The following is a 22,990-nucleotide window of genomic DNA, read 5'->3' on the forward strand; positions in this document are numbered from 1 at the left end:
GGTGGCTCCTTTCCTAGCAGTCGATGACAACTGCACTTTGGCACATTCGATGCCGGTGGAGCAGGAGCCACCCACCTCATCCGGAATGGGCTCACAGCGGTCATCTGACGGTTTCAGTGGGACATTGAGCCAGCTCAGACGACAGCAACGTCCGGAGTGCGGGACAAAGCCGCCTTGTGCGCCTCTAGCCGTTGCTGACGCAGCATTTGCTCGCAGATGCGGCACCATTTACGCTGCAGTTCAACTGATGTCGCCAGACCGGACGTTTGTTGGTTGAGATTTGACCCAAACCGAAACCGAGCTTTCGCCGCAGCTTTATTCAACAATCCAGACGCGGGACAATCCGGCGCGCTTTTGATCTTCGAAGAGAGTTGGCCCCTGGGTTGGTCTGACCCCTTCGCGCAAACCATCCGGTGAGCGCGATGTCTCAAGCGGCATTGCCAAGGCCGGGGTTGTCAATCTGAGGCGGGTGCTATGTCAGGCTGCAACTGTCGTGATAAACCGCGGACGCTCAACACAGCTGCGAACATGGGGTGCCCAACTCGCCCAACGTCCAGGTCGAAAAATAGCGATAGTCGCCCTCGCTCGACGCATTGCTCTCATCCTGCATCGGATTTGGGTCGATGGTACCGAATTCTAGCCCGACGCGGCGCCGAGCGCGACTTGATTGCTTACTAATCCACCGTTCGCCTGCCTGATCGCAGGCCATTGAGGCCCCGCAGGGACGTGGCCAGGACAGTCGCGGACTTCTGTCAAGCACGCCCATAAGAAGAGCACATAGTAACTAAATCGAACCAACATCGTGTTGGCAGTCACCGCGCTGACCACGAACCGAAGCATGTGTCCAAAAGATCTCAGTCGCAGGCCGTGACGGAAAGCAGGGCGGACACGAACAAGGAAAGGCTACGCCGCCTTGGCGGGTCAAGTATTCTGCGCAAAACAGGTTGACTGGTACGACCCTGTTACCGAAGTCCTGACCCTAATCGTGAACGCCAGAAATAGTGCGACGAACGACAGCCAATAAATTCAACTAGCTTCCTTGGAGACAATCCCGGCCGTTTTCTGTAGAAGATTTATCACCTGCTTGCGTTCATCTGCCGACAGGTCTGCGAGAACATCGTCATTCACCTGCTTCACGATCCGGGGCAGTTCCGATGCTTTCTTGCGACCGGCTTCCGTAAGATAGATCAGAAACGATCGTCGGCTGCTGGGGTCAGGGCGACGCTCTGCAAACCCTGCTTCGACCAGCGCGTCCACATTTCGGCTGGTAAAGTACTCAGGGAAATTCAGCTTCTGACCGAGTGATCGCTGATTGATGCCGTCTTCATCTGCCAACAACATCAGGTTGGCGAAGATTTTGATGTCAACGTCGACCTCCTGCAGCGCAAGCTTCATTTTCGTATCTATGTCGCGCGCAAGCGTTTGGATCAGGAAGCCGAAACTCCCTTCCCGAATGTGCTTTGTACTTTTGATCTGCGTCATCAGGAATGCACCCCTGATCATGGCAATAACCCCGAAGCTTGCAGCGTACAAGTGTTGCATATGTTTTGCATTTACAATTCTTGTATTTGCAAGTATTGCGATTACAAGTCAAGCATACCTTTGAGTCGAACTTTTCGAAAGGCATTCGCCATGACCAGAAAACTGGCCACCCTGTCACTTTGCATGTTCTTTGCCACTCCAATGATCGTCGCGGCAGACGAGAATGAAGGCCGCAGGCTTGCGGAACTTGCTTTCGCCTCTGTCGACAGCGCAGATCGCGGGTTCATCGACATGGGCGAGTTCACCAACTTCGGGTCGGATGTGTTTGTCTCGATGGACAGTGATGACAGCGGCAAGATTTCTCTCGAAGAGTATCTGGCCTGGGACTACGGCATGGCATCTGTTGCCGAAGACCGCGATCGGGTGGATGCCTATGAGACAGCTCTGAGGATTGTCTTTGCCTTCCGCGACCGGGACGGAAATGGCGAGATCAGCAAGACAGAACATCGCCAGTCGATGAATTTTGATTTCCAGCGCGCAGACCTGAACGGTGACGCCATCCTGACAGAGCGAGAGTTCCTTGACGGGTTTCCTGTGATGGTGGCCCTGCGCGCCGCCCTTGATCCCGACCTTTGATGAGTTGAACCGTTAGGGGAGTTGGTAACATGCTCAAGCGGCACGGTATTTTTGCGATCATTGGCCTGATTGCGCTGTTTGCGGTCCTGCATCTGGGCTTTGCGCCCGAGGGCCACAGTTCTAGGACAACAGGGACAACGCTGCTGGGCGGGATCGCCTTTCTGTTGATGACTTGCTCGATCCTCCTGTCCACGCGCGCGCCCATGTTCGAGGACTGGTTTGGCGGGTTGGACCGGATGTATCAGGTGCATCGCATTGTCGGCGTTTTGGCCGCCTTGTTTGCGCTGGTGCATTTCTTCGGCGTCCCAAAAGCTCTGCCGGAGGGCGCTGATCCGGCCATGAACGTTCTGGTTCCATCGGCCCCACTGGGCATGTTGAGCCTGATCTTTCTGGTGATCGGGCTCTTCATCGCGCTGAACCGCAAGATCCGCTATTCCTTCTGGCGGCCCACGCACAAGATCATGGGACTGGTCTATATTCTCGTGTTTGGTCACTTCTTCACGGCGCCGCCCGTCTTTGTCGCTCAATTCAGCCCCTCTGGCCTTATGCTTATGGCGGCCGGGATCGTGGGCATTCTCTCAATGCTTTACTCGGTGTTTGGCATGAACCGGCGCACGGCTGTTCCCTTCAACATCGAGGCGGTGAACCCACTGGAACGGGCAACTGAGGTTGTGTTGAAGCCAGCCGGTCAGTCTCTGGAGTTCAAACCGGGCCAGTTCGCCTTTGTTGAAATCGCCGGCAAAGGCTGGAGCGAACCCCATCCCTTTACAATTTCCAGCGCGCCCGGCGACGACCGCTTGCGCTTTACCATGAAGGTGCTGGGAGACTGGACCAGGAAGGTCCGCGAAGAGTTGCAACCTGGTGTGGATGTAATGGTGCGCGGACCATATGGCCGATTTGATGCGGCCAATGCGGGTGACAAACAGATCTGGTTGGCAGGTGGCATCGGCCTGACACCGTTCCTGTCAAAGATTCGGGCGATGGAGCCCGATGACAAACGTCAGATTCATCTCGTTTATGCCGCGCGCGAAGCACAGGAAGCCATTTTCCTTGATGAGCTCAAGGACCACGCCGGGCGATTGAGCAACGTCACTCTGGTGCCGCTCTTCTCGGATGAGGGCAATTTTGCCCGCGTCGATATGATGAAGCAGAAACTGCCCGATCCACTGGACAGCTATGAATACTTCATGTGCGGCCCCAAACCCATGGTCGACGGGATCATGAAGGACCTCAAAGCGGAAGGCGTGCCACGCCACAAAATCCACACCGAGGCGTTTGAGTTCCGTTAACGCACAGCTTCAGGCAGACCGATCATGAAAAAGCTTCTCTCCTTCATCGCCGAGATCGGCACCATCATGTATGTGGGCGGTATCCTGTCTCACATTGTCATCGGCGCGATCAACGCACACCCGACGCCCGAAACGGCTGCGCTCATCTATGATTACAAGCTGCAGAGTGCCTATATCCTGATCCTGCCGGGTCTGGGTCTGAAGATCCTGATCGACCTGATCCTCTTCTTTGGGTTCAACGAACGCGCCTGGTGGATGCGGATCAAGCTGGCGATGACGGCTTTCCTGACCATCAACGCTTTTGTGTTCCTGGTGCCGATGATGCCCCAGCTTCTGGACCTGGCGCAGGCGTCAATCCCGGAAGGCGCGCTCAGCGAGGCCTTCATCACGCTGGAAAACAGAGAAAAACTGGTCGGGATGTCCAACGTGATCCCGCTGATCACGGAAATGCTCATGGGGGCCTTTAAGCCGCGGATCTCGAAAGCTGAACGCGCCCAATCCGCCGGGGTTGCTTGAGGCCGCAGTCAATCACCCTGCACCGACACGTCTGACATGAGGAATGGTCTGCAATGAATCTTCGTCCCTTGCTTTTCCTGCCTCCAATCGCGCTTGGCGTGGGTGGCTTCATGTGGATGACCCGTCCAGACGAAACGGCCCAGACACCTCCGACGGAAACTGTGACCGTCGTGCGCGCCATGAGACTGACACCCACCGAAGCCGTGCCTTCTGCGTCCGGGTATGGCCGGGTTGTCGCCGAAGACACCTGGCAGGCCATCTCGCAGGTACAGGGGCGGGCGGTTTTTGTTGACGACAATCTGACGGTGGGCAGCGTTTTGCCGGTGGGCACGGAGATCATTCGCATTGACCCGCGCGACTACGAGATTGATCTGTCCCGTGCGAGCGCGGCGCGAGACACCGCGCAGGCGGCATTGGATGAGCTGGAGGCGACGGATGCCAACACCAAAGCCTCGATCGCGCTCGAAAGTCGGATCAAAGACGTACGGCAGGCCGAACTGGAACGGCAGGAAACCTTGTTGGAACGGGGAAGCGCATCGCAGGCCGTTGTAGACACAGCCATCCGGGATTTGCTGTCGCAGGAAAAGCTGGTCCTGAATCTCGAAAACGCTTTACGGCTGTTGCCAGCACAACGCGCCTCCCTCGAAGCAACAATCAATACGCGTATTGTGGAGATTGAAGAAGCACAGCGCGCATTGGCGAACACCTCCGTCAACACTCCCCTCGTAGGACGGGTGGTCGCCAAATCGGTGTCACCGGGGCAGTTTATCCGCGTCGGTGACACCCTTGCCACACTCGAAAGCACCGAAGCCTCGGAGGTCACAGCAGAGTTCCGGACCCGGGTACTGGGCAACCTGTTTACCGTTCTGGATGGCATCCGCCCTTTGGAGGCGATTCCCGACCTTGATCTGGCCGATGCCTTCGCCCTACTCAAAAGGTTTGACTTACGGGCAGAGGTGGTGATGTCGACAGGTGGCGAAAACTATGTCTGGCCCGCTGAGCTTGTCCGTTTTGACGGCAGCGCAGATCCAACCACCGGGACTGTTGGGCTGGTGGTCCGGATCGAGAAACCCGGTGGGCCCAATCCGGACCGGCGCGGCCCGCCATTGACCAATGGCATGTTTGTAGAGGTGCGCTTATCAGCGCCGGAACCCGTCACCGCGCTGCGCCTGCCCCGATCGGCCATTCACAACAACAGCGATGGAAGCTTTGTCTACACCATTGATGACCAATCGCGGCTTGAGCGACGCCCTGTCGAGACTGGCTCCGTACAGGATGGCTTTGTGGTCATTCTTTCCGGGCTAATGCCCGGTGATCAGGTCGTTCTCTCCGAACCAAGGCCCGCCGTTCTTGGGATGCTCCTTGAGCCACTGGACACCGGGACAGGTCAGGGCTCATGATCCGATACTTTGCGCATCACCTGATTGCCGCAAACCTGGTTTTGCTGGCGGTTTGCTTTGTCGGCATCTCATCCCTGCTGCAGATGGAGCGTGAAAGCTTTCCCGAGTTCACGGCGAGCGAAGTCGCTGTCTCCGTCGAATATCCCGGTGCCTCGGCCAGCGATGTGGATGAACAGGTTTGCCTTGTCCTCGATGATGCCCTCGGTGCAGTGAACGATCTGGAAGACTTTGAATGCCTGTCCGTGGAAAACTTGGCAACCGCGACGCTGACGATGGCAGAAAGCGGCGACATTGGTCAGTTCTACAACGACATTTCTTCTGAAGTATCCAGCATCAATGACCTGCCCGATGAGGCGGAACTTCCCTCTGTTTCGATCCTTGGACAAACAGAGGTCATTGCGTCCATCGCCGTCTCGGGGATCGACACGCAAAGCGCGTTGATCCGATACGCGGATGCCTTTGCGGATGATCTTGCGGCCCTGCCCATGATCGCAACTGCCGAAGTCACCGGTATCTCGGACGCGGAATATCTGATTTCCTTCGACCAGCTTGCCCTGCGCCGCTTCGGAATCAGCCCCAAGGACGTTGCGGATTCGGTTGAGGCACGGAGCCTGCGCGCCCCGCTTGGCACCGTCTCCACCACCGGGCGTGATGTGACATTGCGCTACTTCGATGCGCGCCGCTCGATTGATGATCTGGAAAACCTCATCCTGCTGGAAAACCCGGATGGGGGCGTGGTGCGCTTGCTGGACGTGGCCCAGGTGCGCCTGACAGAGGTGGCGCCTGAACTGCAATCCTACATCGACGGAGATCGTGCCGCGATCATCCAGGTCAGCAAAACCAAGACCGACGATGCCATCAAAGCCTTTGCACAGGTCGCAGAACGGATCGCCATAGAAGAAGCACGGTTTCCAGATCCGTTTCGCATCTCTGTTGTGAACAATCTGACCGAAACCGTGGAAACCCGGATCAACCTCGTTCTCAGCAATGCGGTTCAAAGCCTCTTGTTGGTGGTTCTGGTCATGTGCCTGTTCTTTTCCCTATCCGAGGCGATCTGGATTTCCTTCTCGCTGCCATTTTCCTTTCTGGGCGGTATTTTCCTGATGAGCCTGGTTGGGGTTACGATCAATACCATCTCATTGATCGGATTGCTGATGGCGATTGGCCTGATCATGGATGACAGCATTGTCATTGCCGACAACATCGCAAAATGGCGGCGCAAGCTCGGGCCAAAGGAAGCCGCCGTCAAAGGCGCGACGGAAGTGATGCCCGGCGTCATATCATCGTTCCTGACCACCGCCTGTGTTTTTGGGCCCCTGATGTTTTTGTCCGGAGAGACCGGCAAGGTTCTTCAGGTCATCCCGATTGTGCTGCTGCTGACCATGATCACGAGCTTGGTTGAGGCCTTTCTCATCCTGCCCAATCATATGAGCCATACGCAAACCGATCCTGAGAAGAACGCCCAGCGGGCTGTGCCAAGATGGCTCGATCATATCAGGGACAGCGTCATCATCCCTACTGCGGCTGCTTTGCTGCGATGGCGTTATGCCACTTTGGGTGCGGTCTTCGCGATCCTGATCCTAAGCATCGGGTTTCTGGCATCCGGTTTGGTTAAGGTGGTCGGGTTTCCCGAGACAGAGGGGGATACCGTTGAGGTCCGATTTGCATTGTCTTCCGGTCTGCCTATTGAGCGAACCCGCGACACCGTTGACCAGATTATGGCGGGCCTCGAAAAGGTCGACGCAGAGCTCACGCCCAACACCAAAGAGGGGCAGCCGTTGGTTGAGCGTGTGCTTGTTCAGTATTCGGTCAATCAGGACGTCAAGGATAACGGGCCCTACACTGCGACAGTCACTGCAGATCTGTTGGAAAGTGATCTCCGAAACATCAGCGCCAATGAGGTTTTGGCGCATTGGAAACAGGCAACCGGCCCGATGCCGGATATCGTGCAGATCAACTTTACCCAGATCGCAGCGGGCCCGGGTGGGGATGACCTGGATGTGGAGCTCACCTCACGGGATCTGGAGGCCTTGGAAGCGGCCAGCAATGCCCTGCTGGAAACACTAATCCTGCGAGACGATGTAACCGAGGCATATCAGGACTTCGCAAAGGGTCGCACGGAAATCCGGCTCTCGCTGACCGAATTCGGATATGTCAGCGGTTTGACCCCACAAGCGGTTGCAGGACAACTCCGCGCCGCCTTCTCCGGAACAGAGACCGACAGCTTCCGCCAGCAAAACTCAGAAATCAGCGTGCGCGTCGAGTTGGGGGACACGGTACCAACGCTGGCGGATCTGGAGCAATTCCCCATCACAGTCGCCGGAGGGCAACAGGTTGCCCTCGCATCTGTTGCCGAGATTGAGCTGACAGGGGCTTATGCGCAGATCACCCGCAAGAATGGCCAGGCTGTCTCCCGCATCATCGGGAAGATTGACCGATCAGCCACCACATCGACAGCCCTCTCGGCATTGATCACCGACGCAATCGGTCCAAAGCTGCAAGCGCAATATCCCAACGTAAGCATCGGGATCGGTGGCGCGACAGAGGAGCAGCAAAAAACACAATCTTCGATTTCCAGTGCCCTGCTCATGGGACTTGTGGGTGTTTATCTGATCCTTGCCTTCCAGTTCCACAGCTACACGCTGCCTTTCATGGTGATGCTGAGCATCCCGTTCGCGCTGATCGGAACGATCCTGGGCCATTATGCGATGGGCCTCGATATATCCATGCCCAGCTTTATCGGCTTCGCGTCTCTGGCTGGGATTGTCGTGAACAATGCCATTCTGTTTTTGACCTTCTTTGAGGCTGAGATCGAAGGGGACGACTATCTGACCGCCGCAGTCGAAGCCGTGCGGCATCGGTTTCGGCCGGTCATCCTGTCCTTTGCCACTACCTTTGCGGGCCTCTTACCCATGCTGTTCGAGACCAGCCCGCAGGCCCAGGTTCTCGTCCCGCTTGTAGCTGCCGTGGCCTTTGGCCTGTTGGCCTCAACGCTGCTAGTGATATTTGTGTTCCCCAGCATTCTCGGCATCTATTTCGATTTTGCCGACATCCGGAAATGGTTAAAAAGCAGACAAGAGAAGGACGGGCAAGAAACCGAATTTTCCTCACACATCGACTTAGGTCGTTGGCGCAATGGGTAACTTCCTGCTTAACTATTTCAACCTGTTCCGGGCATTGGTGGCGGCAATCTTCGACGGTCGATCCCTCCATCTCCTTGCTATGTGCGCCTCGCTGGTGGTTGTAAGCAGCACATTTTACATCATTGTTGAGGGTTGGAGCGTACTGGACGCCGCATATTTCTCGGTAATCACCATGTCCACTGTCGGCTACGGGGATATTTACCCAACCACACCGAGCGGCAAGGTCTTCACGATGATCTTCACCATTGCTGGCATCGGCATTTTCGTGGCAACGATCACAACCATCGCCACCATCTTTGTCGGAAACTTTAAGGTGCGGAAATAGGGACCAAAATCGTCAAAAAGTAGCGGATCGCGTCATGCAGCTCTGACTAACACGTCAAGCTTTTCTTGCTGGGACCAACCTAATTTTCTTTGAGCTTAAAAGTTGTCTACGTGGACCAAAGTTGCCCTTCGACTATCACCCGTATGCTCCTGGCCCTAAGTTCAGAAAAAATACTTGATACCAATGTATGGACCATGCTGGTCGACATCATAGGCAAATTCACCGGAACTCAGAGTGTTGCTATAGTCGACGCTGAAGTAACGATACCCGAATGTGAGCGCAGTTTTCTCCCAGGGCTGAAAGTCGAAACCAACATTTGCACCAACCTGGAGGTCATTTCCACCCGAACCAAACCCTCCAAGTTCCAGAGACGCAATCCCAGTCCATTTCTGGTTTAGCCGCCACATTCCGCGTATGCCGACGACTGGTTCTATCCAGCCCTGATCTCCGCCCAATGTAGGTGGGTTGCCCGGTCCTGGGGTGGTTATGTCGATTTCCTGACGGATGGAATTGTACCTCAGACCACCTTGGAGATCGATTGCATACCTCTGGCCGCTGCTGCCGTATTCACCATCTGAAATACGGTAAGCCCCAAGCAGACCAAACCATTTTTGACGAACGTCGACGTTAACCACGGCACCCAGAGGGCCAGGCAGAGTGGAATCCTGTTCGATCCCCACATAATTTGCATCCACGATGATCCCAAAATCTCCGTTCCATGCCTCGTACCGGCCGGCTGCAGCGAAATCGAGTACATCCAGGACGTCACCAAGGTCCAAATCCAAATCCGCGGATTGTCCAGCCACGGTTGACGTACCCTTGGTTCGTAGGGGTGTGAACAGATAGAATGAGGCTCCATGCCGCCAGCCTGTTTCGTTTTGACCAATCGCGGGTAGTGATTGAGCAGATACAAAAGCTGGCAGAGCCATAAGGCTTGTCGCAAGTATCATGGGGCTGCGCAATGCGGTATGGGGCATGACTGCTTCCTATAGGAAATCGCGACTTAATAATTGAACCTAAGACCGACCCCGGCGCCTTGGTCATAGGGGCGATCAGCACCAATCCCGATCAACACATCTGCATAGAGGGCTACTCCGGGGCTCAGGTTCTTTCCGATCTGGAATTCTGCGGTCGCGGGCCAGGCGTCATTTTCCCAATCATAGGGCGCTTTGATATCTGCTTTGACCCAATACCCTTCGCCAAATGGCTGAAGTGCAATCAGGCGCATCGCGGTTTGGTTGACATCGGTCGGTCCATTGTATGATGCGAAATGCTGAATCAGAGGGATCAGTGTTAGCCCAGTGTTTGTGTTTGCAAAGGCGAAGCCTCCGAAAGGAGCGATTTGATCAGACCCGGTACCAATACCTTCATCGGGGTCGCCGAAATCAAGTATCCACTCCAAACCAAGCGCAGATTTGACGCTCCATGTGTCATTTAAGGGTTTTTGTGAAGGGAAGTAGATCAGCTTGAAACTGGTCTTTTCGAACCCATCGAACCTCTCTCCGGTCGCATTCGTCGAATTGTAATGTAGCTCGTATTTTAGCTTCAGATCGGGGCGCAGCATGTATGCACCATCAATGAACATGTCCTGACGGTCTGCCCCCCCTTCCAGATCGAAATACTGATAGCGAATGTCCGTGTTGTTCACGGCAGCTAGTGGGTTTGACGCATTTTCTTCGGCTTTGGAGTTAGAAGCCATCACGAGCAACGCCGAGGTTAAGACTGCTAGATGAAGGGAGATGCGGGTCATAGTACACCTTAGGAAAATTCATGCGACCAGTTAGACGGCGGCGTCTTGGCACCGCCGTCTCGAGTTTGTCATTGCCAGCTCGAAAAGATTTCTCGGGCCAATTCGCTTTCGGGTCTGAGATTTTCAATTCCCTCATAAGGGACACCCTTGCCGAGCGGTTTGTGAGGGTGCTTTTCGATGGACTTCTGGTGGCGCTTCAACATGTCCTGGAAAGATGCCCCGGACCACAGCGAATACCCAACAAGCGGATGTTCTTCACGGGGATCGCGATAGACATTGAAGACAGGGGCCGCAGCACCTGGCTGACCGGGGGCTGGCAGATGCATCTTGAACTCTTGCTTCACGACCGAGCGCAAAACTGGCCCTTCATACACATAGACATAGTCGCGGCGCGAATTGCCTTCTCCCTCAAGCAATAGTGCCGTCTGGTCGATACCATCGATGACACGGTCGCGGGGAATACGGTCTGTTGCACCTGCTATTCGGGCGAAGGTAGTGAAAAGGTCCGATACATGCACGATGTCGCCTGCAGCACTGCCCGCCTCGATGGCGCCGGGCCAACGGATGAAGGCATCGGTTCTCACGCCGCCTTCGAGGTGCTGTGTCTTTCCGCCGCGATAAATCAACTGATTTAGGCCTGACGTTCCTTCGTAGTGGTACATCAAACCATTGTCAGCCATGATCATAACGACGGTATTATCTGCCTTGCCGGTTTCATCCAGTTTGGCCAGAACCTCGCCGATCCAACCGTCCAAAACCTGCAATTTGTCTGCATGAAAACCACCGTTGCGAGATACGGCCTGATCCGGATAAGCAAAGTTCAGCGGATAAAGCGGCCAATATTGCATAAAGAACGGGTCGTCCTGCGAGGCAAGGCGATCCAGTTGCTCTAGTGCCTGACGCTGATAGCGCAGGTTCATTTCTTCGTATTTAGCCTGTGTCCATTCTTCGCCCGGCGCCATGTCGACTTCGCGAGCAAGACCGCCTGCTTCCCCTTCAACGCCGGTTACCAGGCCGTAAGGCTTGAATCGCTCATCCAGCTGGAATTGGTTGGACTGACCGGATGGATGGAAGCCAAGCATGTTGTTGGCAACCATAGCATCCCGGGTCATCAGGCTGAGTTGAACCTGCTGATGCAATGGGAATGCGGCCCAATCAAACCCTTGGTTGTGCGGATAGGCCTGCTCAATATCGCCTTGATGCCATTTCCCAACGTGCGCAGTGTTGTATCCTTCTTCTTTCAGGATTTCGGCAATCGTGACTTCTTCGGCTGCAAGACCTTCACCAACCAAGGCAACCTTAACTTCATCGACGCCCGCGCGCACCGGGTGACGACCCGTCAACATTGCTGTTCGTGTCGGTGTGCAAGATGGTTCAGTGTACATTCTCATCAAAGACATGCCTTCGGCGGCAAAGTCGTTGATGTTGGGCGTATCGAAACCAGTAACGTAGTTCATTGTCCGGTTGCCCATCTGACCGAAGCTCACATCGTCGATCAATATGTATAGAAAATTGGGTGGCTGACCGCCATTGGCGTCGCGGAGATCGGCAAGTTTCGCCTCGATCTCGGTGTCCTGCGTATCCCATTGCTCGCCAAATTGTGCACGAAGGAACTCAAACTCTCCATCATGGATGATGGGCGCCTCCTGGGCAAAACCCGCGCCAGCCATCAGCACCATGGCTGAAGCATGTTTCAATAATGATCTCATCGGTATTCCTTCCCCTATGGATTACATCTTTCCTGCGCGCCGCAGCGATTGGATGATTTCATCCCGAAGACCATCGAGGGTGTCGCGGATATCGCAGGCGAACTGATAAGAGTGGCTTCCCGGCTCTGTGCTCATTGATAGAAACTCGTCACAAAGAAGCTGATAGTCGCGGCAGATCTCATCGAATACCGTGTCCACACGCCGTAAGTCCGCAATTGCGGATTGGTGGTCGGGAAACAGGGTATCAAAGACGTAACCTTCCAATTGCGATGGCTCGTTCGATGGATCAGCAGACCGCCCTGAGTTTTCGCCGAATTCACTTCTCACAAAAGGTTTATCGGGGCATAATACGGTGTAACCAATTGCGTAACTTTCTGAAAATATGGAATTATCCAAAGACACATCTACTGCATTGAATGAAAGCGGGTCACCTGCAGCCAAAGATGTGCGGGCGGCACTTCAGCGGCTTGTCAAGTCTTCGACTTTCGCGGGTTCGCAGCGATTGCAGGACTTTCTGGTGTATGTGGTCGAAGAATCGCTCAACGGTCGTGCAGATGATATTCGTGCCAAGACCATCGCTATGGATGTTTATGGTGGGACCCTGTCAGAGATGTCGCGCCGTGAAAACGTCGTTCGGGTCGACGCTGGCCGCTTGCGTCGCAAGCTTGCCGAATACTATGCTGAAGACGGCTGTGACGAGGGCACGATATTCGACCTCCCAAAGGGCGGATATGCGCCGGAGATATCTGTAAGATCGCCCGAGACGGTTCCGCCGCTTTTGGCTGAGCCGAACACCGCGCCGCGCAATTGGCCTCGTCCTTTCCTGATGACTACGGGTCTCGTCGTACTAGCCGGCTTTGCGGCTGTTGTTCTGTTATTTTCTACGAATAGTGAGATTCCAATCAATTCACCGGCCGATGGTTTGAGCCGTGATGAGCGCAGTGCTATTTTTGACGCATCACCCATGCGGCTTCAGGCTGTAAATTTGGCCAACTCGGGCCGAGACCTGATCTTTCCTGCGCTAGAGCCAGCCCGGCTGAACGCAGCTCTGACCGTATTTGAAGGCGCAATCGATAACGACGAAAGCTATTTCGGAGGCCATGCTGGTACTGCACAGGTTGCCGCAACAATAGCTGTCGTTTCAACGAATTCAGATCTGGCTCATGAAATGCTGAGTTACGCAGATGCGCACGCCAACAGGGCAATTGAGTTGGCTCCGGAATCGGGTTGGAGCCAGTCTGCCAAAGCGTGGGTTGAATTTGCCAAAGGGAATTGGCCCGAGGCCATGGAATTTGCCCAAAGAGCGCAGCGTTTGGAGCCAAATGACGTACATGTTTTGGAGTTCGTATCACTGATACTGCTCTATTCAGGTTCGTTTGAACAAGTAGTAGCGATCAGTGAAAACGCGCTTTCGAAAATCGACTTGGAGCGGGGCTACGTATTCCAGAACGCGATGGGGTCTGCAAAGTTCCACATGAACGATTTCGAAGGCGCTGTATCCGCCTTTGAACACGTGACTGAGAAAGGCGGCCCCGTCGGCCCTGTCTCTGTTGCTTATCTGATGGCGGCTCATCAGATGCTTGGCAACACAAGTAAGGCTCAGGCGCTGTCGGATAAGCTCTCGCATGAGTGGCCCGACAGTCGCGTCGATGTACTGTTTCAAAGACTTTTCGCAAATCCGGAATACGGGGAAGATCTTGGTAATGCGATGAGACAAGCTAATTGGAAACCAAAAAACTAGAGACTTAAGCGCGAGTTACAGCTACTGGTGCCTTTCCAATACGAGCCATTGTCGGTGGTTGGACAAGAAAAAAGTCGACCTTCTTACAGACGTGTTACCCGAATCCGGGTTTGGCAAAGTTCTACATTCTTTATCGCAACACGAGGGAGGAGTATTCGGTCTCGACCGAGGCCGCCGCATGGGGTGGTTAGGATTTCGTTCGTATTTGGGATGCCTTATGCAGGCGTCGAGAACATCCAGCCAGATCTTCCCAAGCAAGCTTTGCAACTTCCGCTGAGCGGGACAGAACGGGCATTCGTCTTTGCGCTTATGGGCTCGTTTTGTACCTTCGCCATACCAAGCACGGTTGGCAGCTGTCTTTCTCGTACGATCCTGGCCTCTACCGAAGCAGACCCGAACAGTGCGAGTCGTACAAAGTTAAGACTGCCATCCTGCCTGCCGAAGCTGGGTCATCAGGTTCTCAGCGTCTTCTGGCCTACGGAAGAGCTTGTACATGAACTCTTCAATCCGGCTGTCTGGCCAGGCTTCTTCGTATTCGACCATGTATTTTCGGGCTTCCTCGGTGCGACCTGCAGCTTGCAAAGAGGCAATGAGATGAGCCGTATTGATCTCGCTCACTGGCTCGCCGGAAGCCGCCGCCTCCAAAAGGTGGTCTATGGAATCCTGGTAGCGGCCCAAATAGAAACACGCATTTCCTAGAACATTGCGCCATGGAAATCGCGATCCGGCGCGACCTGCATGAATTGCGGGATCAGCACTTACGACGGCCCTTTCAAAATCTCCGGAAAAAAAGGCGATGATCGCGTCAAACTCACGAACTATGAGGTCATTTGGGTCTAGCTCGACGGCACGTATGGAATACCGGTTGGCTTCGTCAAATCTCCTCTCGAACATCAGGAGAAGCCCCATGGCCGATTGGCTCCAGGCTTCCGATGGAGCAAGACGCAAAGCTTCTTCCGCATAGTATCGGGTTTTCGCCAACATCTCTTCTCGCTGAGGCCCATCTGGTGCAAGCCCGCCGAACATTGCGGCCGCTTGAGCCGCACCAGCATAGCCCCCGTAGTAGTCGGGACTCAGTTCTATTGCTCTTTCAAACAAAGTGAGTCCGGCCTGCAGCCGCGTCGGCTGGGTGGCCGGAAAGAGCATCGTTTGCGCTTCTTCAGCCAGGTTCTTTGCTTGTAAGGCCGTTGGCGACATCTCAAACAAGACTGCCCGCTCAACCTTTTGGCGTTGTACACTATCAGCCGGATTCTGGGGGTCAGTTTCAGTGTTGCGGGTCCCAAGAAAAACAGCGGCTGGAGCAAGAAGCGCCGCCACAACGACCCCAGCAACAAGCGCAATGCGGCGTTTTGCAAAAGTAGCTTGTGGCTGCGTAGTCGTTCGTGAAACTCTTTCGAATTGAGGAGAGTATCCGCCTTTGGCGATCTCAATGCGCAGCGAATCTGCTGCACCCTCTTCTGTATAGTAGGCACTCAACCTGCGTCTCAGGCGGCCTGCATCGACGCGCACAACGTTGGCTGTGGCAATATCTTCTTCCGATCGTCGCTCATAGACGTCCTGGGCAATCCGTTTGCCAAGGATCTTATCTCCCCGCCCCTCAACGCTCTCGGTCACCACATAGCTGAGGAATTCGCGCAGGCGGTCCGCGCCGGAAAACTCCTTGCTGGACAAAACGCGGTCAAGCGCATCCAGTATGTCGTTCTTTTCTGGAAGCTCTGGTGTTTTTTCTTCCATCACACGCCTCCCCCATAATCGTCATGATTCAACGTGTTTTCGGTCGGTTACCTCCCATTTGTAACCGTTACATGCCGTGAAATCATATATCTAATTGTCATTCAGCGTTAGTCAAAACCCAGGCGGGAATAGGGGAGGACCGCATTGGACATTGAGGCGCTTTGGGAAGCAGGTTTGTCCGAATGTTTCGCGGGTGATTTCGACCGGGTGAGCACGCTGTTCACTCGTGACGAAGGCTTCGCGGAAATGTGCCGCGACTTTGTCGAGATAAACGCGCTGGCCATTTCAGCGCACCCGACAGATTCGCACGTCCACGACTGTCTCACAGGCCTCAAAGACGAAATTCTAACGCACTTTGTGAATTCGAGGCCCTGAAACGGCCCTGAACCACTTGAAGGTAAAAACAACGGAGTGAAAATGAAACTGACGAAACTGGCAATCGCGCCTCTGGTGCTTGCTGCCCAGCCATTGCTGGCACAGGAAGCGCCGATTAATCATGACGCTGAGTATTACATCCTGCAATCGCAACGCAGCGTACAGTGGGCTGAGGATGATGCTGCCGTTGATGATGCGCTGGAAAGCTTTCGCGAAGCGAACGGAGGCAAAGCGCCAAATATCATCAGTGTTCTGATTGATGACCTGGGCTTTGGAGATATGGGCATCCCAGAATTGAATGCTCTGCGTGGATATGAAACGCCAAACATAAACGATTTCTCGGACGAAGCGATGCGTCTGGTGCGCATGTACACCGAGCCGTCCTGCACCCCAACCCGTGTTGCACAGATGACTGGCCGGCTGCCGGTCCGTATGGGAATGGGCGACACTGCGGTTGATATCGCGGGCTTTGGCCTACCGGGTGATGAGGTCATCCTGCCGGAAGTTCTGAAACAGGCCGGTTATGCAACCAGTCACGTTGGCAAGTGGCACATGGGTGACATTGCTGAGAGCTGGGCCATGAACCAGGGCTTTGACTATGCCCAGATGGCGGTGCACCAGCAGGGTCAGCTTACGATCTTCAATGACGACGCTATCAAAGAGGGCGTGTCGGTCGCGAACAATGACTACTTGCCTGCATACACGTTGGACGCATTCTTTCGACCCGACGCATCGCACATGATGACCGTCATCGAAGGCGAAGCCGGAGGCCCGATCCGTGAGATTCGGATGGAAGAAGGGGAGCGATGGAACGCCGCCAAATATGGTGAAATGAACCAGGCGTTCCAGGACAAAATGATGGAAGAACTGTCGCGCCTTGCACGCGAGGAAGAGCCGTTTTTCCTGCAATACTGGCCGATGCTGCCGCTCGACAACACGCGAACCGGTCGGGAGGGGCCGCAGTCGCCGAATGGAGGCCTTTATGCGGACAAGATGCAGCTGGTCGACCGTTGGCTGGGCGACATGTTTGATGAAATGGAGAAGCTGGGCATCGCTGACAACACCATCGTTGTGGTGATGGGCGACAATGGCCATTTCACCAAGTATTCCCCGCAATCCGGCTATACCCCGATGATTTTTCGTGGTGGCAAGTCCGACACGACCGAAGGGGGTGTACGTACAGACGCCTTTATCCGCTGGCCTGGGATGATCGAGGCGGACAGCATGCTGAACAGCATCATCCATGTCTCTGATATCTATACAACGCTGGCGCGCTTCGCGGGGGCTGATCAGTATATCCCACGTGACCGGCTTGTAGATGGAGTGGACCAAACAGCGTCAATCCTGTTCGACGACGAACAAAAGGGACGCCGTGACCATGTCATCATCTATTCCGCTGACAAACCAAAGGCCATTGTAAAGGATCAGCTGAAGCTGAAGCTGCCGCCTCCAGGCGAGAACCCGATTGTGGCGAAGTTCTTCAACCTGTACCACGACACACGCGAGGAATACTCGGTTTCAACAGAAGTCGGCGCATGGGGTGGTCAGGAATTCGTGCGTATTCTGGCGCGTCACAACGCACGGAAGAAGAACTATCCGGACACACCACCCGCGTTTGGAATGCCCTACGCAGGCATAGAAAATATCAGGCCAGAAACACAGGCTGCGGTTGATGCGTTCGTCGTGCGTAAGGACTCTCCTGATCAGTAACAACAGACGGCGGCCCAGAGAACCTGGGCCGCCGCTATCTCGGCGAGCCAATGCCTGAGTTCGCAAATCAAATTCACATGGTGCCATGTCTAAGGAACGGAGCAATACCTTGAAGAGATTTAAAACAACCGCTGCCCTTACGACTGTATTGGCTTTTGTAGGAAACACAGCCTCCGCTGATCAGGATAGTTGGGATTTCAGGGGCTTCGTCTATCTTTGGGCCCCCGAGTTAGGGGGAGAAACGGTAACGGGACAAAGCCTGACCCTCAGCTTTTCGGACATATTGGATAATCTGGACTTTGGGCTGATGGGGGCATTGGAGGCCAACAAAGGACCCATTTCCATTCTGGGTGACTTTCAGTACCTGGACCTCAGTGCCGATCAAAACTCAGCGGTCGGCCCCGGTATACCAGCTACGGCCGATGCGGACGTGTCGGGTTTTGTATTCACAGGCTCGGTGGGTTACGACTTTAAATACGAACAAGACGGCCAACTGGTCGGCTTCGGCGGCTTTCGCTTCCTCGATATGGATACCACGGCCAACTTAGCGGTTGGAGCCGGGTCTCAAAGGATCTCGGGATCGCTTTCAAACCTTGATGCCATTGTGGGCATCAGAGGCACGCAACCTTTGGCGGACAGATGGGGACTTTCATTCATCGCAGATGTCGGAACCGGTGATAGTGATCTGACGTGGCAGGCCGGTTTGACCTTTGATTACCGGATCAACAATTGGGATTTGAGCTTCGGATACCGGCACCTCGCATGGGACATCGGCAATTCCGATGTTGTCAGCGACTTGTCGTTCTCCGGCCCAATCGTAGGCGCCAAGTTCTCGTTCTGATGCGGCAGTAGAAACACAAACAGCCAACGCCAACCAATAGATCAATGTGAGTAACCCCGTCGCCGACAACGGCTCACAGGGTTGATTGGATACCGAATACCCGATGAGGCACAATAAATGCTGATTGTCTTAGCACTATATTTTGGGCTTGCCTGGCTCGTCTTCTCCAAGCTTCGGCTACTCCCCTGGAACGCCGTTTCCAAGACCGTCATCTATGGTGGAAGCATCATAATCGCGTTGGTTGTCATCGGGGCATTGAATCATACGACACCAACAGGAACGGCGTCCGTTCAAGGCGCGGTGATCAATATTGCGCCCAACGTCTCAGGACCGGTGACAGAAGTGGCTGTGAAGCCCAATCAACCAGTGACAAAGGGCGATGTCCTCTTTCGGATCGACAACACCGAATATTCTGCAGAGGTGGCCAGGCTTGAAGCCGCGCTTTCGTCTGCACAGGCCGAAGCGGACCAGCTGGGCCATGACCTGACCGCAGCCGAGGCAGATATCGCTTCACTTGAAGCCCAGCTAGCCTTCGGCGTCGCGCGGCGTGACGATATCATCCGCCTCGCAGATAGGGGTGCATCGTCAGAGTTCCAACTGCAGGAGGCCGTTTCTACGATTGAGCAACTTGAGGCGAACCTGCGCGCGGCGGAAGCACGAAAAGCGGGTCTTGAGAGGCGTATTGCAGCGCAGGTGGACGGCGTTGATGTGGGCGTCGTCGAAGTGGAGAATATGCTGGCTCAGGCCCAATGGGCACTTGAACAGACGGTAATTCGCGCGCCTGCGGATGGCTTGGTAACCGGGCTGTCACTCAGGCCGGGAAACCGGGTTACAACACTTCAAGGCGCGATCAATTTCGTCGTTCCGGATGATCGCGTCCTAATTGCGACCTTGCCGCTGAGCAGCCTTGGTAATGTCTCCGCAGGTGACAAGATCCGGATCGCGATGCGCAGTGCTCCAGGCCAGGAGTTTGAAACAACCATCCGAGACATACCTCCTGCAACAAGTGAAGGAGCGCTTGATACAAGGAGCGGCCTCCCCTCCCTCCGTGAACTGGCCGGATCATCTGAATACATAGTGATCGCAGACATTCCGGGCGACCTGAGTGACAAGACGACAAAGCTTGGTGCGTCCGGCACGGCCCTGGTGATTACCGAAGGGGCTGGAGCGATTTCCGCGCTGGCAGAAATCCTGTTCTGGATCACAAAGAAGCTGAATTACCTATGATCAAAGCGATGCAAATGGGGCATGTCGATGTCTGTAACGATTAGGTCTTGCTGTGCGCCGAGACCTCAAAACAATGCGACGGCTGGGGCATTCGCGCTGAGGGCCAGTGCCGCAGCACCGATGCTGGATGGGACAGTAGAGATCCCAGGCGGCAGCCCGATCGTCGGAACCGGACGGCCTTTGATACCTAACGATGGTGAAGAGACGCGCAAGTCCAAGCCCCTCAGGCCATTTCGCATTGGTGCAACCACAGTCACCAATGAGCAGTTCAAAAGCTTTGTCGATGAAACGGGATACGTCACGGATGCCCAAAGAATTGGATGGTCCTTCGTATTCTGGCTCGATGTGCCGGATGATACCCCTAACCCTCTCGGCGTTGCTGGTACGGAATGGTGGCGTCGCGTTGAAGGCGCCAACTGGCTTGACGTAAACGGTCCCGGCACGTTTGAGACCGCCTGGTTTCCGGATCACCCTGTCGTACAGGTCTCCTGGAACGATGCGCGGGCTTACGCAACTTGGGCAGGTGGCCGATTGCCGACCGAGGCGGAGTGGGAACACGCGGCGCGCGGCGGGCTGGGGGATGTGAGATATCCTTGGGGTGAAGAAGACCCGAATGATCGCGATTTCTTTCCCTGCAACATCTGGCAAGGCACTTTCCCGCATCGGAACATCGAGTTGGATGGCTACGCAGCAACTGCACCTGCTTCGTCATTCAAGCCAAACGGCTATGGTCTCTATAATGTCGTTGGGAATGTTTGGGAGTGGACTGCTGATCCATACCGAATTCCCTCTTTGAAGAAAAACGTCCGCAAGAAACTCGATAGGATGAAAGGCTTTCGACTGTTGAAGGGCGGATCGTACCTTTGCCACGCGACCTATTGCTGGCGGTATCGAATTGCGGCCCGGTCCGGAAACACACGAGATAGCACCACCACACATCAGGGCTTCCGCATGGTGTTTAATGTCTGAGTGTCTGTCACTTTCTGGTCGCGTGACTGGAGCAGTTCTACCGTCCTGGACTTAAGGGAACGACATGCGGACTAGGTTTGAATGCAGGGCATTCTTATTGAGGACCCAACGGTCGCAAAGGCGCAGGTAACGACCAAGCACGGCTGTCAACGTACCTGTGAAGAAGGCTTCTTAGTGCGGCGCAAGTGATGCACCGGCAAGTCAAGTGGGAGGAAGAAATGCAACTTACGAAAGCAATCACAGGAATCGCGATAGCTGGGCTTGTACATCTGTCACTGGGGCAACCCGTGAATGCTCAGAAGCTGCTGGACAAAGTCACAGAGGGCGTTTCTGGCGTCGCCAAGAAAGTCGGAGATACCGCAGAGTCGGCAAGCGAGGCCGTTGTGGATGCGACCGACGGCATGACAGCAGTTCAAATTGACGATGGCGTAAATGAAGTCCTTACGCAGCTCTACGCAAGCTCACCTGAGACCAAAGAGCTGTCCGAGAAGGCTGTTGCGGTCTTGGTGTTCCCCAAGATTACCAAGGGTGGTCTGATGGTTGGTGGTCAATATGGCGAGGGAGCTTTGCGGGAAAACGGCAGTACGACCGGATACTACAATATTGCGGGCGCATCATATGGGTTTCAGGCAGGCGTTCAGCAGTTCTCCTACGTCATGTTTTTCCTGAATGACTCAGCACTCGATTATCTTAGTAGTAACAATGGTTGGGAAGCCGGCAGGGGTCCAACGCTGGTTGGTGGCGACCAGGGTTGGTCGGCTTCGATGGGCACAAGTGATCTGAATGGAGACATCGTTCCTATAGTCTTCGGCCAGGAAGGTCTCATGGCAGGCACAAGCCTCCAGGGAACGAAAATCAGCAAAATCGAAAGGTGATCCACTCTGTAGCCACTCAGGGTGCAACATCGTTTTGAACGAACGGGGCGGATATTGCCCGTGATCCGATCTTCACTGCGTGATGCATCAATGGCCAGTCTTCCTGCTGTGTAGGGGGGACCATCTCTATGCAGTTGCAGTGATTATCACGCTGCGAGCGTGCGCAACATAAGATCACAATGACCGCCATTGGGCTCGTTCCCGACCAACGCCACATGTGGGACTGACTCCCGCTTTGGAATGACGAACGGCAGGGCCGTTCGCCAAGATGGCTCAGATGTCGATGCGCTCCGCAATGCTTAGGGCATCTTCGAGTTCAACGCCAAGGTAGCGCACAGTACTATCGACCTTGCTGTGACCGAGCAGCAGTTGTACCGCACGAAGATTGCCTGTCTTTCGATAAATCTCCGCTGCCTTTGTCCGGCGGAGCGAATGAGTGCCATATCCGCTTGGTTCTAGACCAATCGCAGTCACCCAGTCACGAACGAGCCGTCCATACTGTCGCGTTGAGATGTGAGGCCGGTCATGGAACCGGCTCGGGAACATGAACTGGCAAGCATACATTTCGGGTGATTTAACCCAGGTGATTACGGTTTCGCGCGTGTTTTCCGTCAGTTCAAATTGGACTGGTCGCTTGGTCTTGCTCTGGATCACCGACACGCGTTCTCTCACGCGGTCATCCTTTACCAGGTCTGAAACCGCCAGTTTGACCAGATCACAGCCACGCAGCTTGCTGTCGATAGCGACATTGAACAAAGCCAGATCGCGCAGATAACCCGTAAGTTCGAGCCGTGCGCGGATTGCCCAGACCTGTTTCGGCAAGAGGGGCCTCTTCTGACCGATGATGCGTCCTTTGTTCCAAGTTTTGCGCTTGGGGGTGACTGCGGGAAGTTGGACTCGTGGCATAACTCGCCCTCCGATCCTCCCTCCGCGCCCAGTCATCAGCACCGTGCTGACCGAGCGATTTTATGGTTTGAGCGAAGGCCCGGTTTCAGAGAGACCTGAAATTTGCTATCACTGCATGGGCATCCGGCAGCTCAGAGCCCGCACCAACGGATGCTTCACACTGCTCGAATGTCGGCTTTGTTAGCGCTGCCTTGCAACGTTGCGGTATGGCGGTTGACGTTTCTATAATCGAAGACTAAATACCCCGAGCGCTTGAGGCGAGTCGCCTCTTGCAATGGAGATTTTATGAAAGAGACCCGGGCCTAACGCCCGTTCCTGGCGAAGCAAATTCAGGAACACCAACATTGATAGGCACACTTACG

20 protein-coding genes and 1 pseudogene are annotated in these 22,990 nt (G+C 54.8%); 14 read left to right on the plus strand and 7 right to left on the minus strand.

Annotation, left to right across the window (positions count from 1 at the left end; genetic code table 11):
- Window positions 1-337 precede the first annotated feature (337 nt).
- Window positions 338-640 (plus strand): annotated as a pseudogene (locus ACR0IK_RS23770) (transposase); the annotation flags it as partial.
- A 386-nt stretch (window positions 641-1,026) separates the two neighbouring features.
- Here the strand turns inward: ACR0IK_RS23770 and ACR0IK_RS23775 are convergent.
- Entirely contained in the window at window positions 1,027-1,482 is a 456-nt protein-coding gene (locus ACR0IK_RS23775; protein ID WP_480643596.1) for a MarR family winged helix-turn-helix transcriptional regulator, read from the minus strand.
- Window positions 1,483-1,632: 150 nt separating this feature from the next.
- Here ACR0IK_RS23775 and ACR0IK_RS23780 point away from each other — a divergent pair, with 150 nt between their 5' ends.
- From ACR0IK_RS23780 to ACR0IK_RS23805, 6 genes are read left to right on the plus strand one after another with little or no spacing between them, the layout of a single operon-like run.
- Window positions 1,633-2,118 (plus strand): EF-hand domain-containing protein, encoded by a 486-nt coding sequence (locus tag ACR0IK_RS23780; RefSeq protein ID WP_480643598.1) that lies wholly within the window; start codon window positions 1,633-1,635, stop codon window positions 2,116-2,118.
- A 29-nt stretch (window positions 2,119-2,147) separates the two neighbouring features.
- Window positions 2,148-3,407, plus strand: coding sequence for a ferredoxin reductase family protein (locus tag ACR0IK_RS23785; protein WP_480643600.1), 1,260 nt, complete (start codon window positions 2,148-2,150; stop codon window positions 3,405-3,407).
- A 24-nt stretch (window positions 3,408-3,431) separates the two neighbouring features.
- Window positions 3,432-3,923: an enoyl-CoA hydratase gene (locus ACR0IK_RS23790; protein ID WP_372572626.1), complete on the plus strand. Its 492-nt coding sequence runs from the start codon at window positions 3,432-3,434 to the stop codon at window positions 3,921-3,923.
- Between the two features lie 53 nt (window positions 3,924-3,976).
- Entirely contained in the window at window positions 3,977-5,323 is a 1,347-nt protein-coding gene (locus ACR0IK_RS23795) for an efflux RND transporter periplasmic adaptor subunit (RefSeq protein WP_480643602.1), read from the plus strand.
- Entirely contained in the window at window positions 5,320-8,466 is a 3,147-nt protein-coding gene (locus ACR0IK_RS23800) for an efflux RND transporter permease subunit (RefSeq protein ID WP_480643603.1), read from the plus strand. The genes ACR0IK_RS23795 and ACR0IK_RS23800 overlap by 4 nt, the downstream gene beginning before the upstream one ends.
- Complete coding sequence (locus ACR0IK_RS23805; RefSeq protein ID WP_480643605.1) at window positions 8,459-8,791, plus strand: ion channel; 333 nt, start codon at window positions 8,459-8,461, stop codon at window positions 8,789-8,791. The genes ACR0IK_RS23800 and ACR0IK_RS23805 overlap by 8 nt, the downstream gene beginning before the upstream one ends.
- A gap of 161 nt (window positions 8,792-8,952) precedes the next feature.
- Here ACR0IK_RS23805 and ACR0IK_RS23810 read toward each other — a convergent pair whose 3' ends face one another.
- The 4 genes from ACR0IK_RS23810 to ACR0IK_RS23825 form a co-directional block, all read right to left on the minus strand.
- Window positions 8,953-9,768 (minus strand): hypothetical protein, encoded by an 816-nt coding sequence (locus ACR0IK_RS23810; RefSeq protein WP_480643606.1) that lies wholly within the window; start codon window positions 9,766-9,768, stop codon window positions 8,953-8,955.
- Between the two features lie 26 nt (window positions 9,769-9,794).
- Entirely contained in the window at window positions 9,795-10,490 is a 696-nt protein-coding gene (locus ACR0IK_RS23815; protein ID WP_480643607.1) for a hypothetical protein, read from the minus strand.
- Between the two features lie 119 nt (window positions 10,491-10,609).
- Window positions 10,610-12,238 carry a sulfatase-like hydrolase/transferase gene (locus tag ACR0IK_RS23820; protein ID WP_480643608.1) on the minus strand — a complete coding sequence of 543 codons (1,629 nt, stop codon included), beginning with the start codon at window positions 12,236-12,238 and terminating at the stop codon, window positions 10,610-10,612.
- A 33-nt stretch (window positions 12,239-12,271) separates the two neighbouring features.
- Window positions 12,272-12,646, minus strand: coding sequence for a hypothetical protein (locus tag ACR0IK_RS23825; RefSeq protein ID WP_480643609.1), 375 nt, complete (start codon window positions 12,644-12,646; stop codon window positions 12,272-12,274).
- On the opposite strand from ACR0IK_RS23825, the gene ACR0IK_RS23830 reads away from it, so the two are divergent.
- Window positions 12,633-13,991 carry a tetratricopeptide repeat protein gene (locus ACR0IK_RS23830; protein ID WP_480643610.1) on the plus strand — a complete coding sequence of 453 codons (1,359 nt, stop codon included), beginning with the start codon at window positions 12,633-12,635 and terminating at the stop codon, window positions 13,989-13,991. The genes ACR0IK_RS23825 and ACR0IK_RS23830 overlap by 14 nt on opposite strands.
- 417 nt (window positions 13,992-14,408) lie before the next feature.
- Here ACR0IK_RS23830 and ACR0IK_RS23835 read toward each other — a convergent pair whose 3' ends face one another.
- On the minus strand, window positions 14,409-15,725 hold the full coding sequence (locus tag ACR0IK_RS23835; protein WP_480643611.1) for a tetratricopeptide repeat protein: 1,317 nt from the start codon (window positions 15,723-15,725) through the stop codon (window positions 14,409-14,411).
- Between the two features lie 144 nt (window positions 15,726-15,869).
- Here ACR0IK_RS23835 and ACR0IK_RS23840 point away from each other — a divergent pair, with 144 nt between their 5' ends.
- The 6 genes from ACR0IK_RS23840 (at window position 15,870) to ACR0IK_RS23865 (ending at window position 21,722) form a co-directional block, all read left to right on the plus strand.
- The gene (locus tag ACR0IK_RS23840) at window positions 15,870-16,100 is read left to right on the plus strand and encodes a hypothetical protein (RefSeq protein WP_480643612.1); all 231 of its coding nucleotides are present in this window, start codon (window positions 15,870-15,872) and stop codon (window positions 16,098-16,100) included.
- A 42-nt stretch (window positions 16,101-16,142) separates the two neighbouring features.
- Window positions 16,143-17,810 (plus strand): sulfatase-like hydrolase/transferase, encoded by a 1,668-nt coding sequence (locus ACR0IK_RS23845; protein WP_480643613.1) that lies wholly within the window; start codon window positions 16,143-16,145, stop codon window positions 17,808-17,810.
- A gap of 109 nt (window positions 17,811-17,919) precedes the next feature.
- Window positions 17,920-18,651 carry a hypothetical protein gene (locus ACR0IK_RS23850; RefSeq protein ID WP_480643614.1) on the plus strand — a complete coding sequence of 244 codons (732 nt, stop codon included), beginning with the start codon at window positions 17,920-17,922 and terminating at the stop codon, window positions 18,649-18,651.
- Window positions 18,652-18,768: 117 nt separating this feature from the next.
- Window positions 18,769-19,878: an HlyD family secretion protein gene (locus ACR0IK_RS23855; RefSeq protein WP_480643615.1), complete on the plus strand. Its 1,110-nt coding sequence runs from the start codon at window positions 18,769-18,771 to the stop codon at window positions 19,876-19,878.
- Between the two features lie 120 nt (window positions 19,879-19,998).
- A complete protein-coding gene (locus ACR0IK_RS23860) occupies window positions 19,999-20,847 on the plus strand; it encodes a formylglycine-generating enzyme family protein (RefSeq protein WP_480643616.1) in 849 nt (282 codons plus the stop codon).
- Window positions 20,848-21,065: 218 nt separating this feature from the next.
- Complete coding sequence (locus tag ACR0IK_RS23865) at window positions 21,066-21,722, plus strand: lipid-binding SYLF domain-containing protein (RefSeq protein WP_480643617.1); 657 nt, start codon at window positions 21,066-21,068, stop codon at window positions 21,720-21,722.
- Window positions 21,723-21,995: 273 nt separating this feature from the next.
- Here the strand turns inward: ACR0IK_RS23865 and ACR0IK_RS23870 are convergent, their stop codons facing one another.
- Complete coding sequence (locus ACR0IK_RS23870) at window positions 21,996-22,628, minus strand: tyrosine-type recombinase/integrase (RefSeq protein ID WP_480643618.1); 633 nt, start codon at window positions 22,626-22,628, stop codon at window positions 21,996-21,998.
- Between the last annotated feature and the right edge of the window lie 362 nt (window positions 22,629-22,990).

The sequence above is a fragment of the Ruegeria sp. BF7 genome (genome assembly GCF_056538605.1).